Annotated in this window: 18 protein-coding genes; all 18 read left to right on the forward strand. The window is 44.1% G+C overall.

Annotation, left to right across the window (positions count from 1 at the left end):
• The first annotated feature begins 14 nt into the window (after window positions 1–14).
• A complete protein-coding gene (locus ACE5CV_RS10460) occupies window positions 15–398 on the forward strand; it encodes a group III truncated hemoglobin (RefSeq protein ID WP_374950110.1) in 384 nt (127 codons plus the stop codon).
• A gap of 10 nt (window positions 399–408) precedes the next feature.
• Window positions 409–699, forward strand: a complete 291-nt coding sequence (locus ACE5CV_RS10465; RefSeq protein ID WP_374950111.1) for a hypothetical protein — start codon at window positions 409–411, stop codon at window positions 697–699.
• Complete coding sequence (locus ACE5CV_RS10470) at window positions 700–1,176, forward strand: hypothetical protein (RefSeq protein WP_374950112.1); 477 nt, start codon at window positions 700–702, stop codon at window positions 1,174–1,176.
• 8 nt (window positions 1,177–1,184) lie between these two features.
• Window positions 1,185–1,481 (forward strand): hypothetical protein, encoded by a 297-nt coding sequence (locus tag ACE5CV_RS10475; RefSeq protein ID WP_374950113.1) that lies wholly within the window; start codon window positions 1,185–1,187, stop codon window positions 1,479–1,481.
• A gap of 28 nt (window positions 1,482–1,509) precedes the next feature.
• Window positions 1,510–2,514 (forward strand): NAD(P)/FAD-dependent oxidoreductase, encoded by a 1,005-nt coding sequence (locus ACE5CV_RS10480; RefSeq protein ID WP_374950114.1) that lies wholly within the window; start codon window positions 1,510–1,512, stop codon window positions 2,512–2,514.
• A gap of 1 nt (window position 2,515) precedes the next feature.
• Entirely contained in the window at window positions 2,516–2,830 is a 315-nt protein-coding gene (locus ACE5CV_RS10485) for a 2Fe-2S iron-sulfur cluster-binding protein (protein WP_374950115.1), read from the forward strand.
• A gap of 18 nt (window positions 2,831–2,848) precedes the next feature.
• The gene (locus tag ACE5CV_RS10490) at window positions 2,849–3,907 is read left to right on the forward strand and encodes a hypothetical protein (RefSeq protein WP_374950116.1); all 1,059 of its coding nucleotides are present in this window, start codon (window positions 2,849–2,851) and stop codon (window positions 3,905–3,907) included.
• Window positions 3,908–4,003: 96 nt separating this feature from the next.
• Window positions 4,004–4,879 (forward strand): helix-turn-helix domain-containing protein, encoded by an 876-nt coding sequence (locus ACE5CV_RS10495; RefSeq protein ID WP_374950117.1) that lies wholly within the window; start codon window positions 4,004–4,006, stop codon window positions 4,877–4,879.
• Window positions 4,880–5,058: 179 nt separating this feature from the next.
• Window positions 5,059–5,793, forward strand: a complete 735-nt coding sequence (locus tag ACE5CV_RS10500) for a hypothetical protein (protein WP_374950118.1) — start codon at window positions 5,059–5,061, stop codon at window positions 5,791–5,793.
• Window positions 5,790–6,410, forward strand: a complete 621-nt coding sequence (locus ACE5CV_RS10505; RefSeq protein ID WP_374950119.1) for a TetR family transcriptional regulator — start codon at window positions 5,790–5,792, stop codon at window positions 6,408–6,410. The genes ACE5CV_RS10500 and ACE5CV_RS10505 overlap by 4 nt, the downstream gene beginning before the upstream one ends.
• 19 nt (window positions 6,411–6,429) lie before the next feature.
• Window positions 6,430–7,782, forward strand: a complete 1,353-nt coding sequence (locus ACE5CV_RS10510) for a TolC family protein (protein WP_374950120.1) — start codon at window positions 6,430–6,432, stop codon at window positions 7,780–7,782.
• Between the two features lie 25 nt (window positions 7,783–7,807).
• Window positions 7,808–8,860 carry an HlyD family secretion protein gene (locus tag ACE5CV_RS10515; protein ID WP_374950121.1) on the forward strand — a complete coding sequence of 351 codons (1,053 nt, stop codon included), beginning with the start codon at window positions 7,808–7,810 and terminating at the stop codon, window positions 8,858–8,860.
• Window positions 8,857–10,458 carry a hypothetical protein gene (locus ACE5CV_RS10520; protein WP_374950122.1) on the forward strand — a complete coding sequence of 534 codons (1,602 nt, stop codon included), beginning with the start codon at window positions 8,857–8,859 and terminating at the stop codon, window positions 10,456–10,458. Before ACE5CV_RS10515 ends, ACE5CV_RS10520 begins: the two co-directional genes overlap by 4 nt.
• Window positions 10,459–10,479: 21 nt before the next feature.
• On the forward strand, window positions 10,480–10,674 hold the full coding sequence (locus tag ACE5CV_RS10525) for a hypothetical protein (RefSeq protein WP_374950123.1): 195 nt from the start codon (window positions 10,480–10,482) through the stop codon (window positions 10,672–10,674).
• Between the two features lie 163 nt (window positions 10,675–10,837).
• Window positions 10,838–11,155: a hypothetical protein gene (locus ACE5CV_RS10530; RefSeq protein ID WP_374950124.1), complete on the forward strand. Its 318-nt coding sequence runs from the start codon at window positions 10,838–10,840 to the stop codon at window positions 11,153–11,155.
• Window positions 11,156–11,168: 13 nt separating this feature from the next.
• Entirely contained in the window at window positions 11,169–11,609 is a 441-nt protein-coding gene (locus ACE5CV_RS10535; RefSeq protein ID WP_374950125.1) for a cupin domain-containing protein, read from the forward strand.
• Between the two features lie 45 nt (window positions 11,610–11,654).
• Window positions 11,655–11,864: a hypothetical protein gene (locus ACE5CV_RS10540; protein WP_374950126.1), complete on the forward strand. Its 210-nt coding sequence runs from the start codon at window positions 11,655–11,657 to the stop codon at window positions 11,862–11,864.
• A 157-nt stretch (window positions 11,865–12,021) separates the two neighbouring features.
• Window positions 12,022–14,571 carry a histidine kinase dimerization/phosphoacceptor domain -containing protein gene (locus ACE5CV_RS10545; protein ID WP_374950127.1) on the forward strand — a complete coding sequence of 850 codons (2,550 nt, stop codon included), beginning with the start codon at window positions 12,022–12,024 and terminating at the stop codon, window positions 14,569–14,571.
• The last annotated feature ends 379 nt before the right edge of the window (window positions 14,572–14,950 follow it).

Below are 14,950 nucleotides of genomic sequence, written 5' to 3' on the forward strand. Positions count from 1 at the left end.
TGTAAACATCAAATATGAAAGATATAGCGGATTTAATATCCATCCAAGTACTGGTCGATGACTTTTACACAGAGGTGAGAAAAGATGCAATGCTCGGACCTGTATTTTCAGCAGTGATTAAGGGGGACTGGCAGCCGCATCTCCGTCAGATGTATGACTTCTGGAATGCGGCTCTGTTTGGGGTGCCGGGTTTCCGCGGAAATCCTTTTATCAAACACGTGCCATTGCCAATCAGCGCTTCTCACTTCAACCGTTGGCTGGAATTATTCAGCCAGGCTATCGACCGTCACTTTGAAGGAGAAGTTGCTGAGGATGCAAAGAAACGGGCCGGGCTGATGGCGGTAATGTTCCAGACTAAACTACAGGCCGCCCGGGATGTATCGAAAATTGTTTTTTAAAAATTATAATATGGAAAATCTTAAAGAAAGTAAAGGGGTGAAGATCATCGAAGTGGCTTATGCAGCAGGTACCAACATGCCTCGGCATATTGCAACCTGCGATGCTTACCTGGTAGCGGAAGAGGGCAATGCACTGCTCGTTTATGCCGGTGAAAGGCGCGAAGTACATAAAGGAAATTTTGCGATGATACCTGCTAATGAAGAACATCTGCTTAAGGTCGTAGAGGATTTTAAAGGTTTCATTGTCTTGCAGGAGGGGGCCTCTATCAGATTTGCTGACGAAGCTCATCAGATCGATTAAATGAAAAACCAACCCATTAAAAGGAGCGAATATGTTATAGCGTTATCCCGTGACCATCACTCCGGTCTGCTGTTCTGCTGGAAGATTAAACAAGGGCTTAAAAGAGGCAGATCTTTGAATAGGATTGCAGATTATGTAAACTTTTTCTGGGAGGGTCATCTGAAAGAACACTTTCAGGAAGAGGAGATTCTGCTATTCAACCAGCATGACTGCGAACTGACCCGTCGAGGTAAGGAACAGCATCTTTTTCTCGAAAATATTTTCCGCGCAAACGGTGAAGGGCATTTGAAGGAACCTGACTATCTTAATTTCACTGAACAGCTGATTGCCCACATCAGATTTGAGGAACGGGAGGTCTTTCCTTTGCTGGAAACGGTCTTATCTGTACGGGTGTTAACCGCTGTCAGGGATATACTTATCAAACTCCACAGCAAACCATTTGAAGACAATTATCCGGATGAGTTCTGGATTAAATAAACTAACATATGATCATAAAAAATATAGTGGCCCAGCTCGAAGCAGCCATCAGACCGGTATCAAAAATTGTCAAAACCGGCGATTCATTCAAATCATTGGCAATCGGTCTCAAAAAAGGCATGGTGTGGCGTGACCACAAAGCTGCCATGCCCACCAGATTACTGGTCATAAAGGGCCATGTTGCATACCGGCAGGATGATCAGCTGACGGAGCTGGATCTGTTTAGTGATATGGATATACCTGTCGATATCATCCATTCTCTGGAAGCAAGAGAGGACAGCATTTGTGTGCTGATACAAGGCTAACCAATGAAAACAGGAGAAATTTAAGGTCATGATAGAAAGTGATATTTGCATTATAGGTGCCGGGCCGGTCGGGCTGTTTGCGGTTTTCGAGGCTGGCTTGTTAAAAATGCGCTGCCATGTGATTGATGCCCTGCCTCAGGTCGGCGGCCAGTTATCTGAGGTGTACCCGCACAAACCGATTTATGATATTCCCGGCTACCCCGAAATTAAAGGGCTTGAACTGATTGATAAGCTTATCCAGCAGATCAAACCTTTTTCGCCAGGCTTTACTTTAGGTGAGCGGGTCAACAGAATCAGCCAGCTGCATGATAAGAGATTTGAGATCACGTCCAGCGAGGGAACTGTCATTCACAGTAAGGTCATCGCTATTGCAGGGGGATTAGGTTGTTTCGAACCGCGAAAACCAGCATTGGCCGGCCTGGAAAGATTTGAGGGCAAGGGAGTCAGCTACATGGTCAGGAACCCGTCAGTCTTTGAAGGGAAAAAGGTCATGATTGCAGGCGGGGGAGATGCCGCGCTTGACTGGACACTATATCTCGCCGATGTTGCAGAACGCGTCACCTTAGTTCATCGCGGCGATACTTTCCGCGGCTTGCCGGATTCGGCTTCGCGCATTTTTGAGCTGGCGAGCAACAACAGGATTACCTTATTGCTTAGATCACATCTTACCGGATTGTCGGGGGAAAATTTTCTTACGCATGTAGGGATCACCGACCATAATCAAAATGTGCGTCAGTTGGCTACGGATCATCTTATACCCTTGTTCGGCCTTAGCCCGAAGCTCGGACCGATCGCGGACTGGGGACTTGGCATTGATCAGAATGCGATCAAAGTTAATACACTTGATTACAGTACGAATCGGGAGCGGATATATGCTATTGGTGACATTAACACTTATCCGGGTAAGCTCAAATTGATACTGAGCGGTTTTCACGAAGCGGCTTTAATGGTACAGAGTGCGTTCAAATACATTTACCCGGATGAGAAATTAAGTTTCAAATACACGACCGTTTACGGAGTTAACACTTTTTAATATGATTGGGATCAACATCGAAGACAGAAATGGTTTCCGGCAGCCTGTCGAAATACCCGAGGATACCAGGCTGAGCCTGATGGAGTATCTGAAGGAGGCAGGGTACCCTTTTACCGCCACCTGTGGTGGAATTGCACTCTGCGGCGACTGCCATGTGGAAGTGCTGCAGGGCTCGGAAGATCTGCCGGAACCACAGGAAGACGAGATGGCAATGATAGAAAGTTTGCCTGAAACCGCACCAGCCAGCCGCCTGGCCTGTCAGCTTCGGATCAGTCCGGTTATGAACGGTATGTCATTCCGGCTGATGCCGCAATAACATACCGCACTAATAGGGTTGAGCCCAAACTATATTGAAAGTAATGATAACAAAAGAACAACAGGAATGATTTTACTAGGATACCACCGGAAACCTCAGCAGGAACTATGGAGAGCGGAAAAGTCTGCGCTTTACAATTTTCCTGTAAGTATTTTTAGCGCTGTCATGGGAACAGCAGGTCTCAGCCGAGCATTGCGCCTTGCTGAAGACCTATTTCAGATAGGTCGGTACTGGAGTATAATCAGCGGTATTCTTGCCTGGCTGGTCTTTTCAATAACGGCATTCATATTTATTATAAAACTGACCGTTTACCCTTATAAAGTGCTGGCTGAATTTACCGACCCTGTACAGGGAAGGTTCTATGGAACGATTCCGATCAGTCTTTTATTGCTTGCTGCGGTAACTATGCCTTACTCCTGGCTGGCTGGCTTATGCTGCTGGATAACCGGAACCGGGCTGATTTTTTTACTTTCTTATATTACGGTTTACAACCTTCTGACGAAACTCCATCGGGAGACCGATTTTGAACCGGCCATGATACTTCCCGCTGTGGGCATTTTAAACGTTGCCCAGACAGGCGGCTTTATCCATGCCTTCTGGGTTGATGAATTAAATATTTTCTGTTTAGCCGTGGGTGCTGTACTTACGATTGTGTTTTTAAATCTTATATTTTCAAGGCTGCTGCATTTCCCCCGCCTAAACGATAAGATGGAACCCACGCTAATGATCCTGATGAGCCCGTTTGGCGTTTGTTTCCTGGCTTATACCGCTGTCTCGGGGCACGTCGATCTTTTTGCAGCTGTCCTTTTTTATTTCGGACTGTTTCTTTTCCTCATTTTGGTCTTCAGAATCCTGCTTCACCAAAACGGCTTTAAATACACCTGGTGGTCATTAGCGTTTCCGGTAGCCGCTTTGACAAATGCGGCCTTTCAATATGCAGCCCATAATCATCGGCAGCTTTCAGCTTTTATCGCAGGTTTTTTACTTGCGTTTTTGTCTACGCTGATCATATATCTCCTTTTTAAAAGTATTCATTTCCTGATAAAGGGGCGACTACTCACGATTGAATCGTTTTAGTATACCATTGTAAATAATTCTTTATGATGGCATTGCTGTATACAAGGAATTAAAATAAGGAACATGAAAATGAATTTCAGCTAGTTTAAATGGATTATGGATGATATCAGCTTATACTCTATCTCCAGGCTTCAAAAAGCTTTCGAACTGACCACTAAAAGAAACGATTACTTTTATGTGGAATTCGGTAAAGAACCGCTGTATACTGATGAACCGTTTCGTACGGAAACTTACGCTATTTTATTTTTGAAAGAAGGCAGCATAAGCTTGCAGGCCGGACTTACCTGCCGGGAGGTCTTTGCACCTGCAGTGATTACTATCAGCCCGACAGTCACCCGGACTTTCCGAAAAAGTACTGAGAAACCGGTAATGGAACTTCTTTTCTTTACCGATTCGTTCCTGCTCGAAACAAGGGCAAACATCTTTTACCTAAGCAAATACCAGTTTTTCGAAGACAATGACCGGCACATACTTAAACTGGATAACGGTGCTGTGAACCGTATAGCCCCGATATTTAACATGATCAAAACATCGTTCAACGTTGATCACGCCAACGAGCAGGTACTGATGCGCAGTTACAGTTACCTGCTGATTCACGAAATTGACGCAATGCACAAAAATCTTGGAACCAGGTCGCTGCAAAGTGATGAACATGGATCAGCGTTCATTAAATTCCGGAATCTGCTGACCAAAGAGTTCTGGCGGCACCGGTCAGTCAGTTTCTATGCAAATCAACTGAATGTTACACCGAAGTACCTTTCTGAACTCATTAAAAAGCAAACAGGCAAGACCGCCGGGGAGTGGATTGACCGGGCTGTAATTCTGGAGGCAAAGGTATTGCTCCAGAACAAAAGTCTCGGCGTCGCCCAGATCAGCGACAAACTCCACTTTTCCGATCAGTCTGTTTTTGGTAAATTCTTCAAATCTCATGAAGGCGTTTCTCCGGCTGAATACAGAAAGAGCTTAAGATAGCGGCTCCGGCAGCTGCCTTTAAAAGCTTCGGCGGCTTATCACACCTCATTCAGCCGTCGTCCGTTTATCACAACTCCGGTCTTTAATGACAGCAAATTCGACGAAAAGTACAGCAAAAATGACCTTTTTACCGGCACGCTTCATTCAGATATTTGTACTATACAATCAGCAAGACATCAATGACCGACCGAATCAATAAGAACATGAAATACGTGGCAGAACAAGACCGCAAATTTACAGACATGGGAGGAGTGAAAATCTACCATTCAATTTTTCCTGTTCGTATGAAACCGGAGGATAACGCATGGGGGCCTGTAATTCGCTTTGATAACAAAGTGCTGCTTCCCGGACGTCAGGATGTTCAGCACTTTATTGGCAGCCCTGTCCAGGTTCTCCGGATAGCGATTAACGGCGAAGCTGACTATTTTGATTCCTGGGGCTACCGCACCGTTTTGGGTGAACAAGGTATTCTGGCGATAGATACAGGAAATGAAATACTTTCTTCTGTAACGCAGAACAATGATGATCAAACGGATACCGAGCTTCTGGAAATATGGATGCTACCCGGTCAGGAGGAAAGCAGCTATCAGTTTCACTCAGGGCCTGTCGGCCGCGAGAAAGGAAAGTTCTACACAGTCGTCTTTACTGACGAAAAAGAGAATGCTAATGGGAAGAATCAAAAAAAATGGTTGCGGATCGGCACTTTTAAGGCCGGCGCAAACCATACGATCTCTGCTATTACCGCCGGCCATCTGCTGATCTTCTTTGTGTTTAACGGCGAGGTAACTGCCAATGGCTGCCAACTGGACTACCGTGACACCGTGATTTTTTCAGGTGAGGCCAGCATTTTTCTGGAGTTCAATAAAGACACCAATTTGTTTCTGATGGAGATCGGAAAGGAGGAACAAAGATGAGCATTACTGCCGATATCTTTTCCAATGCCCGGACCAAGCTCTTATTAACGGCTGAGAAGCTGTTTGCTCAGCGGGGGTATGAGCTGACCTCTACCCGCCATATTGCCGGGGCAGCCGGTACGAATATTTCGCTGATCAGTTATTATTTCGGATCCAAACAGTTACTCTACCGGGAGATTTTTTGTACCAGGCTAAAGGAAATGGTCATCAGCCTTCAGTGTATCAAAGGACAGCCCTTATCTGCAATTGACAAACTCGGAAGATTCTTAATGATATATATGGATAGCTATCGCCTGAACGGCAACTTTCAGCGCATGTTATACCGCGAGATGCTTTCTTTGTCGCCTTCGCCGATCCGTGACACGATCGTAGATTTTCTTGCAGAAAATGAAATGGTCTTTCAGGCCATCATGGCACAGGGAATTGCGGAGGGAGACTTCAGGCCGCTGAACACATCCTTTTATTATATCACCCTGATCAGTATGCTGTCTATGATTATTTGCGATGTACAGGTTGATGGTGACATGCCAGCACAGACCTATACCACAGACGAAATCAGAACATATCTATATCAGATTTTATTAGCAAACAGCAATTCTACCAGCAGTATGAATTAATACCTCAAAACAATATATCATGAACTTTATATATCTAAAGCCGGTTCTTACCGGGCTCGCGGGAATCCTTTTGTGCCAAATTTTGATGTTGCCACTAAATGTTGCTGCACAGCAAAACAGCAGGCCTTTCCAGCTTTCCCTACAGGAGGCCATTATGCTTGGCAAGTCTAATAACAATTTGGTTAAAGCTGCGCAAAGTGAAGAGAACGCTGCCAGGGCAGACCTTAAAGATGCAAAGATCGCAGCATTGCCAACCATTACGGCTGGCGGCGATTATCAGCGCTTTACCAGCCTAACACTTTACGAAAGCTTTTTAGGAGGTGCGCACTCCGTACCCAAACGTCCCAGCTCGAACGGCGCAGATCTAAACGTTTCTGCTGCTGTTAATCTCTATTCAGGCGGCAGGCAAAAAGCATTTGAAGCAGAACAAAAGGGAAAACGTGATCTGGCTACGGTCGCCACTCAGGAACAAACAGCGAATGTCGCTCTCCAGGTAGTTGCTCAGTATCTGAGTATGGTTCGCCTGAATGACCAGAAAAGGTTCATTGAAGAACAGGTCATCCGCGCTCAGACAAGGCTGAAGAATATTAATGCGCTGTACAGTAATCAGAAGGTGACCCGCAGTGATGTGCTCCGTGCTGAACTGGTACTTTCCGCCGTTAAACTGAACCTGGAACAAGCTGAGAATGACATTATAATTAGCAGTCAGAAACTGAATGTACTGCTGAACGTGCCGGACAGTCTCCGCGTATTACCAGCAGACTCTGCTAATATGTCCCGGCCGCGCGCCGATACATTGCTGCAATTAGTGAGTGAAGCTGCACGAAACGCTTATGCGGTTCAAAGATCCGGTTACAATATAAAGATACAGGACGCAAGGATCAGGGGAATCAAAAGTAATTATGCGCCTTCACTTTCCTTGTTTTCAGCCTACGGCATCAGTTATCCCAATACCATATTCTACCCACCAGTTGACCAGGCCTACAGCATTGGCTTTGTCGGATTAAAAGTCTCTTATAATATCTCCTCGCTTTATCAGAACAAAAATAAGATGTTGGCAGGCAGGATGCGAAGGCTGGAATTGAATTATGTACAGCAAAATACAAAAGACAATGTCCGGCAGGAGGCCGGCAGTCTACTGATCAAATATCAGGAAGCGCTTAACAGGATTTCGGTTACTGAAAAATCTATTGAACAGGCACGGGTTAATTACAAAATCGTCAGCGCAAAATATTTCAATCAGCTCGCGCTGCTCACCGATCTGCTGGACGCCGATAACCTTTACCAGGAAAGTCGTTTCAATCTGGTTCAGGCGCAAACCAATGCCCAGTTCATTTACTACCAGTTGCTTTATACATCCGCTACATTCTAATTAAACACCCTATATCATAGAAATCATGAATACATCAACGAAGTCTAAGTTTCACCCCGGCAATATATTTCTGGCTGTTCTGGCACTGCTGGCGTTAGGAACCGGTATCTGGTACTTTACCGGTTATTTTTTAAGGAATAAGCGCTATCAGGAAACCAATGATGCCCAGGTGGAAGCTTACATTAACCCGGTGTCTGCACGAACTGGAGGTTATATCAAAAAAGTTTTGTTTGAAGAACATCAGGAAGTAAAATCAGGAGATACATTGGTCATTCTGGATGACAGGGAAAACCGTCAGCGTGTTACTGAAGCAGAGGCCGCCGTCGATGATTCCCGGGCACAGCTTGCTGTTTTGGAAGCGGGTATTACCTCTGCGCAAACCGCCACGTTGGTGAATAAAGACCAGATCAATGGCGCAAAAGCAAAGCTCGTGCTGCAACAGGCAGATATCAGACGTTTTAAAAATCTGATTAAAGAGGAAGCGATCACCGGATCAGATCTTGAATCCGTACAATCGCGTTATGACGTTTCGGTGAGTGACTACAGCGCATCCGAAAATAATTTAAAAACGAGTTATGCCAAGATCGCAGAATTGAAATCAAGACGCGCCCTGCTGGCTGCTGACTTTAAAAAGAAAACGGCTGAACTGGAGCTTGCCCGAATCAACCAGGCTTACACGGTAATTGTAGCTCCTTATACAGGCCGGATGGGAAAGAAAACGATCCTCGAAGGGCAGCAGATCCAGCCTGGCCAGCCGCTGGTTTCCATCGTCAATGAAAAGGATAAATGGGTTACCGCTAACTTCAAAGAAACTCAGGTTAGCGGCATGCACATTGGTCAGGAAGTGGAGATCCGGCTCGATGCCATTGACAACAAAGTATATAAGGGGGTAATTGAAGCCATAGCCGCGTCAACGGGCGCCAAGTTTTCACTGCTGCCACCGGACAATTCTACCGGTAATTTTGTGAAGATTGTCCAGCGCGTGCCGGTCAAGATCAGGTTTGCCCCCTCCGACCTTAGCCCCGTCAAAGCGGGTATGAACGCTTTAGTTTCAGTGAAAAAAGAAAATAAGATATGAATCAGCCCACTTATCTAAGACCATGGCTGACCGGCTGGAGCTGGGGAACGCGTATAGCGCTTTTTATCGTACTGCTTTCAGCTATCGTTCAATTCGTAGCTTTTGCGTTAAGCCAGAACTATGTAATTGCATATCTCGGTGCCCAGCCGGAAGATGTCAGTTTTAGTATTCAAATCTGTTATACCGGCATATTATCGGCCTTGCCGCTGCAGTCACGTTTGCTTCGCTGGTTTGAAATGAAATATTACCTGCTGGCTGTCATGATGGTCGGAATTCTGTTGTCCATTGCCTGCATTTATACGACCGATATGATATTGTTTTTTATCATCAGATATTTTCAGGGCGTTGTGGTCTGTACGATTGCCGCAAGCACAATCACTGTTATACCAGGCTTTTTGAAACTAGAACACCGGCAGGCAGTAAGCTCTTCCATATTTTATGGAACTGTTCTTAGCAGCAGCGTACTGATTGCAGTGGTAGCTTCACAGGTATCGCTTAACAGTGATTTTACGGTGATTTATAAATATCTTATACTTTTCCAGCTGCTGTCAATGTTAATCGTTCTCACAGGATTCAGTAATAAATCAAACATACGTCGTTATCCGCTGTACCAGATCGACTGGACGGGAACCGTTTTCCTGGCCTGTGCAGTTATCGGTCTTGCCTTCACGATGGTCTACGGGTCTAAATATTACTGGTTCCACGACCAGCGTATCCTGAACGCTGCCCTGATCAGTCTGGCCGGAACCATGCTATACATCTGGCGCAGTCTGACCATCAAGCGCCCCCTGCTGGATCTGCGCGTATTTACCTACCCCAAATTTTGGCTGGGTCTGGCATTACTGGCGCTTTACTATGGCATGAAGGAAAGTATTAACATTGTATTTGGCTATACAGCAGCTGTCCTGCAATGGAGCGCTCCCCAGGTAGTTGAACTTGGACTGGTTAATATCGCCGGTCTTCTGCTTTTCCTGATTATCGCTGCATTGATTCTTATTCGCAGGAAGGACGCGACCCTTGGTTTTCTCATCGCCGGGTTCAGTCTTTCGCTGATTTACCATTTGTGGATGTATTTTATATGGACACCTGATCTTTCCTTTAACGATCTGCTGGCACCTATGTTTTTACAGGGAGCCGCATCAGGCATATTGTTCGTGCCTATTATGATTTTTATTCTGACCTCAGTACCAGCAAGCACCGGTATAACAGGCCTGGCTATAGCAGCCTGTGCACGCTTTGTGTCACTGCTGAATGCAGGCGCAGGATTTTATAACCTGCAGCTGTATTACAGCCAGCTTTTTAAAGAAGGCTTTTTAAATCACATTACTGCTGTTGACGGCGGTGCCGCTGCCAGGCTGAGCGGATTTAAACAGCTTTTTATGTCTAAAGGCTACGATGCTGGCCAAGCAGGAACGCTGGCGAATGTATCATTAGCTAAAGCTTTAGCGGTGCAGGTACAGCTGCTCAGCAGTCGTGCCACTTTTCTGTTCATTGCGGAAATAACAGCGGTCATACTGCTTCTGGCGGTAACCGTACTGCTCATTAAGATTCTCCTGCGAAAACAACAGCCGGAAATCCTGGCTGTGTCCACCAATTAATCATACTTTATTTAAACAACCATGAATAAGTCATCTAAAAAAGCGCATTGTGTTTCCGTAAATGTCAGCCGGCTGGCGTTTGATAAGCAGTTTTCAACCGATACTCTTCGTTTAACAAATAATCACCATGATTTAGGTAAAAATACACAACAAGCCCACAGGCATACCGACGAGACACCTTTTGATCTTGCCAAAATTATGGCCTATTCCGGGTAACCAATAGCGCTATTTCGTCTCACTGGCTGACAACTGGCGAAGTATCGTCAAGTTTCCCTTAAAAATATTCTTAAAATATTGAAGTTCAGCTTATTGCATAAAATGGCACTATCTTTTAGCGGTTCAATGATTATCGTAAGTCACGTATCTAATATTAATAACTATGAATAACAAATCCAGAAAGAGCCGCAAATTAAATTTTAACCTCACAAGAAAGGTCATAGAACTAGAGGACAAAGGTTATTGCCTTGATTACATGGTGCTGAAAGGCCAGCTGCTTTGTGTTCAGAATAATCAATCCATTCCGGTAGAGGCGGTACACATATGCGTTGTGGATCAGGGATACGATCAATTGAGCTCTTGTTTCAAATATATACATACTGTAGATACGGGCAACGGAGAAAAGGGGGTAATGATTACAGATGCGATCATTACCAATAACGCCACATCGTTAGCAGCTAACAAAAAAATTCATCACTAAACATAAAAATAATATGAAAATTAACAAAAAACCACTTAAATGGATGACTTTGCTGACCGCACTTGCATTCCTTTCCATCAGTTCAAACGCGCAAACCGGGAAAGAATCACCTGGCTACGCGGAAACTAAACATGCGGTTATTCTAACCAAACTGCTTGCGGAAAAAGGATTTACTAATAAATCTGTAGAGATGATGGTGGTCGACTTTCCGCCGTTCAGCCGGTCACCCTCGCACCGTCATCCGTGTCCAACCTTCGGTTACGTTATATCGGGTGAGATTGTTTCTGTATTTGAAGGTAAAACATACCATTACAAAGCAGGTGATTCGTTTTACGAAACCCCAAACGGTTTACATAGTGATGCCAGAAACGACAGCAAGACCAGGCCGGCTAAACTGTTAGTGATGTACATCAAAGATAGCGATAAACCGTCATTTGTACCGGCTGCACACTGATACCTGCAGGCTGATCTTAAGATCAGCCTTTTTTGTGCTGTTGCAATGCGACATGTTCTTAACAGGTATCTGATTGCCTTTGAGCACCTGCATGAAACTAACTATATCCCCATGTCCGGTCCGGTCAACAATGGGTTTTTTGCTTTCACAACATTCAGCATTTTCACCAGCACAAGTGAAATAAACGGCCGACTTGCTTGCTATTATCTTCCCTACCGTGGTTTCCATACCTTAATGCTGAAAGATATTATTTAGCCTTGCTTTTTGACCGGTGAAATATATTTTGATTAGAGCAAGATATTTACAAAAAAGATATTTATTATTATGTATTAATTCAGTATCTCAAAAAAGCAGCTGTTAACCGCCTGAGGTGCTGGCAGGTAGTTATCGACCTATCTTAATTTTGTACTTAATGGCCGGCTTTAAGTCTTCAGTTTTAATTGTCCTCGTTTGCCTGTTGGCTATCTCAAATGCGATAGCGCAGCGGACATCCGGATCTCTTGCTGTGCCTAAAGAAGAAGGGAAAACTGTAGGTGAATTACTTCAGAAACTTGCGATAGCCGGGCAGGATACAAACAAAGTTAATTTATTGTTAGCCCAAAGTCACTTATACTGGCAAGCGAAGACAGAGGGCAACAGGCTGCTGGACAGTAGCCGTATAGCGGCAAAAGAGGCTTTAAATATCAGCAACAAACTTCGTTATATACAAGGCAGTAATGAGGCGAATTTTATGCTGGCCAGAATTTGCGTAGAAAAAAACGATAACAAAAACGCACTAAAAATCGCATCTGAAGTTTACGGCGAAGAACGTGCGCGGATTCTGCTTACAATTGGTGAACACCTTGTTTTTACAAGGGAATTACGAAATCAGATTGACCAGGCTTATCCTATTCTTGCTCAGGCAATAAATGTAAGCAGATCATCCGGATCTAAACCATGGTATTATCAATGTTTACTGTTGCTTGGAAAATTTTACTTTCTGAAAGGCGATATAACTAAAGGTAGAGAAGCAGTGCTGCAGATAATCAATTCCTGCCACCGTGATTCTGACTTTGAAAATGAAGGACACTACTGGTCAGAACTTGGGAATTATATACCGTTTACGGACAGTAGTGGAAAAGAAATAATTCACTACCATGATATGGCGGTAAAATGTTATTTAAGAGCTGGCAACAAGCAGGAAGCAGCTTATGCCTTACGTGACAAGGCAACAGCTAACCTGAAGTGTAATTATCTCGATTCCGCTGAAAAAGACGGACTCGGAGTATTCTCTATTCTACGTTCTATCAAAAAGAGTCCGTCAATGAACACTTACCTGGTAATGTCTGATATCTATCAGATAAAAGGTGATTTCCCTAAAGCGTTAAATTATACGCTTGCTGTTTTAAATTTGCCAGAAACATTAAGTGATGGTAAAATGGCCACACTTAACAGCGAATTAGGCATCATTTACGACCAGTTAAACCAGCCGGAAAAAGCTTTACTATATCATAAGGCAGTTTTTGAATATTGTGCCTCAATCAACAGCTACAATTTATTTTTTTGGAAATACAGGCAGATAGAAGATCAGATTAAAATCGGCGATGCAAAAAAATCGCTCAAGCAGTTTGATGTGTTTACAAAAAAATTCCAACCGGTTGATGCAAGTACTAAGGAACTGATCGCCGCCGCTTATGGCGACCTTTATTTTGCATTGAGTAATCACATAAAGGCAGAACGGTATTATCGGGAAATGATTACGCAAGACCAGGCTGCCCAGCTCGAAAGCAATAAAACGTTGGGATTTCATAATAGTATACAAGGTAGTGAAGCGTTACATAAGATAGGCAGGTTTTACCTGGCACAAAAACAATATGCGATTGCAAGGCAATATTTGTATGGGGCGCTGACAGGCACTCAGTCTTCCAGCGTTGAAGAAAGAAGCAATATTGAGTTTTCTATGTTCAAGGCGGATTCCGCACTAGGGAATTACGTGTCGGCGATCCGTTATTTTGAGCATAGCAACGATACCAGGGATTCTATGTTTAATGCTGTCAAAAGCAGGCAAATATCTGAGTTGGATATTAAATACAGGACGCAGCTTCGCGAAAAATCCTTTTTGGAACTAAAGAACAAAAGTACGCTTCAATATGAAGAACTGAAACGGGGAGAACTGGAAAGAACTATCATATTGATTGGGATAGCGTTGTCATTTATAATTGCGGGTTTCGCTTACAACGGATACCGGAATAAAAAGCGGAGCAACTTTAACTTAACCAGGCAACAGGTAGAAATAAATGATCAAAACAACAAGCTGCAGAGCCTGGTAGCTGATAAAGATAAACTGCTTACAGAAAAAGACTGGCTTTTGAAGGAGGTGCATCACCGCGTGAAGAATAATCTTCAAATTGTAATGAGCCTGTTGAGTTCCCAATCTTCGTATCTGGAAAATGCTGCTGCCTTGGAAGCGATAAGGGAAAGTCAGAACCGGGTGCAGGCTATTTCGCTTATCCATCAAAAACTCTACAGCAGCAGCGGGAACATTGCCAGTATTTGCATGCCGGCTTATGTATCCGATCTCACGGGTCATCTGGCTGATTGTTTCGATATCCGCAGGCGCAAGATTAAAATCGAGCAGCTTATTGAAAATTTCAACCTCGATCTGGCGCAGGCGGTACCGCTGGGCTTGATTTTGAATGAAGCGATCACTAATGCAATTAAATATGCTTTCGGGCCTGATGGCGGCGATATAATTATCGGGCTGCAACAGGTTGGCGTAGACGGATTAATTCTTCATATCAGCGATAACGGGAAAGGGCTACCGGATAATTTCGACCTTGAACATGCAAAGTCGTTAGGAATGGAAATGATGAAGGCTTTAAGTAAACAGCTTGGCGGTGAATTTAAAATGCGTAACATTTCCGGTTTACACATCAGCATTGAATTTGCTGCCGAGCCTTTGCTGCATCCGGACTTCGCTTAACGCTTCTATAAGTCAATGGGTATCTCCTCCGCCATTATGTCGGCGTCTTTCTCGTAATTAATAAGGTGTTTTTCAATGCCCGCGCGGTTTTTTTAGCTGTCTCGCAATCCATACTGCAATTAACCAGTTCATCAGCATTTTATACATGGCGTGTTGTTTAACTTCCGTAATTTCTGCAAGCAAAGGGCCTGATTTAGCAAAGTATTGATAGACACAATTTTATATTTTTTCAAAAGCTTAGGATTGTTGAAATTACGCCAGTCGCGGACATTACTCACGATATATAGTAAGTGTATGTGCATGCCAATATATCTATGATGACTGACAAGGCATTACATATGATCCCATTCGATATTGGAAGCGATGATAATAACTACGG

Source organism: Mucilaginibacter sp. (genome assembly GCF_964263795.1).
Classification (GTDB): domain Bacteria; phylum Bacteroidota; class Bacteroidia; order Sphingobacteriales; family Sphingobacteriaceae; genus Mucilaginibacter.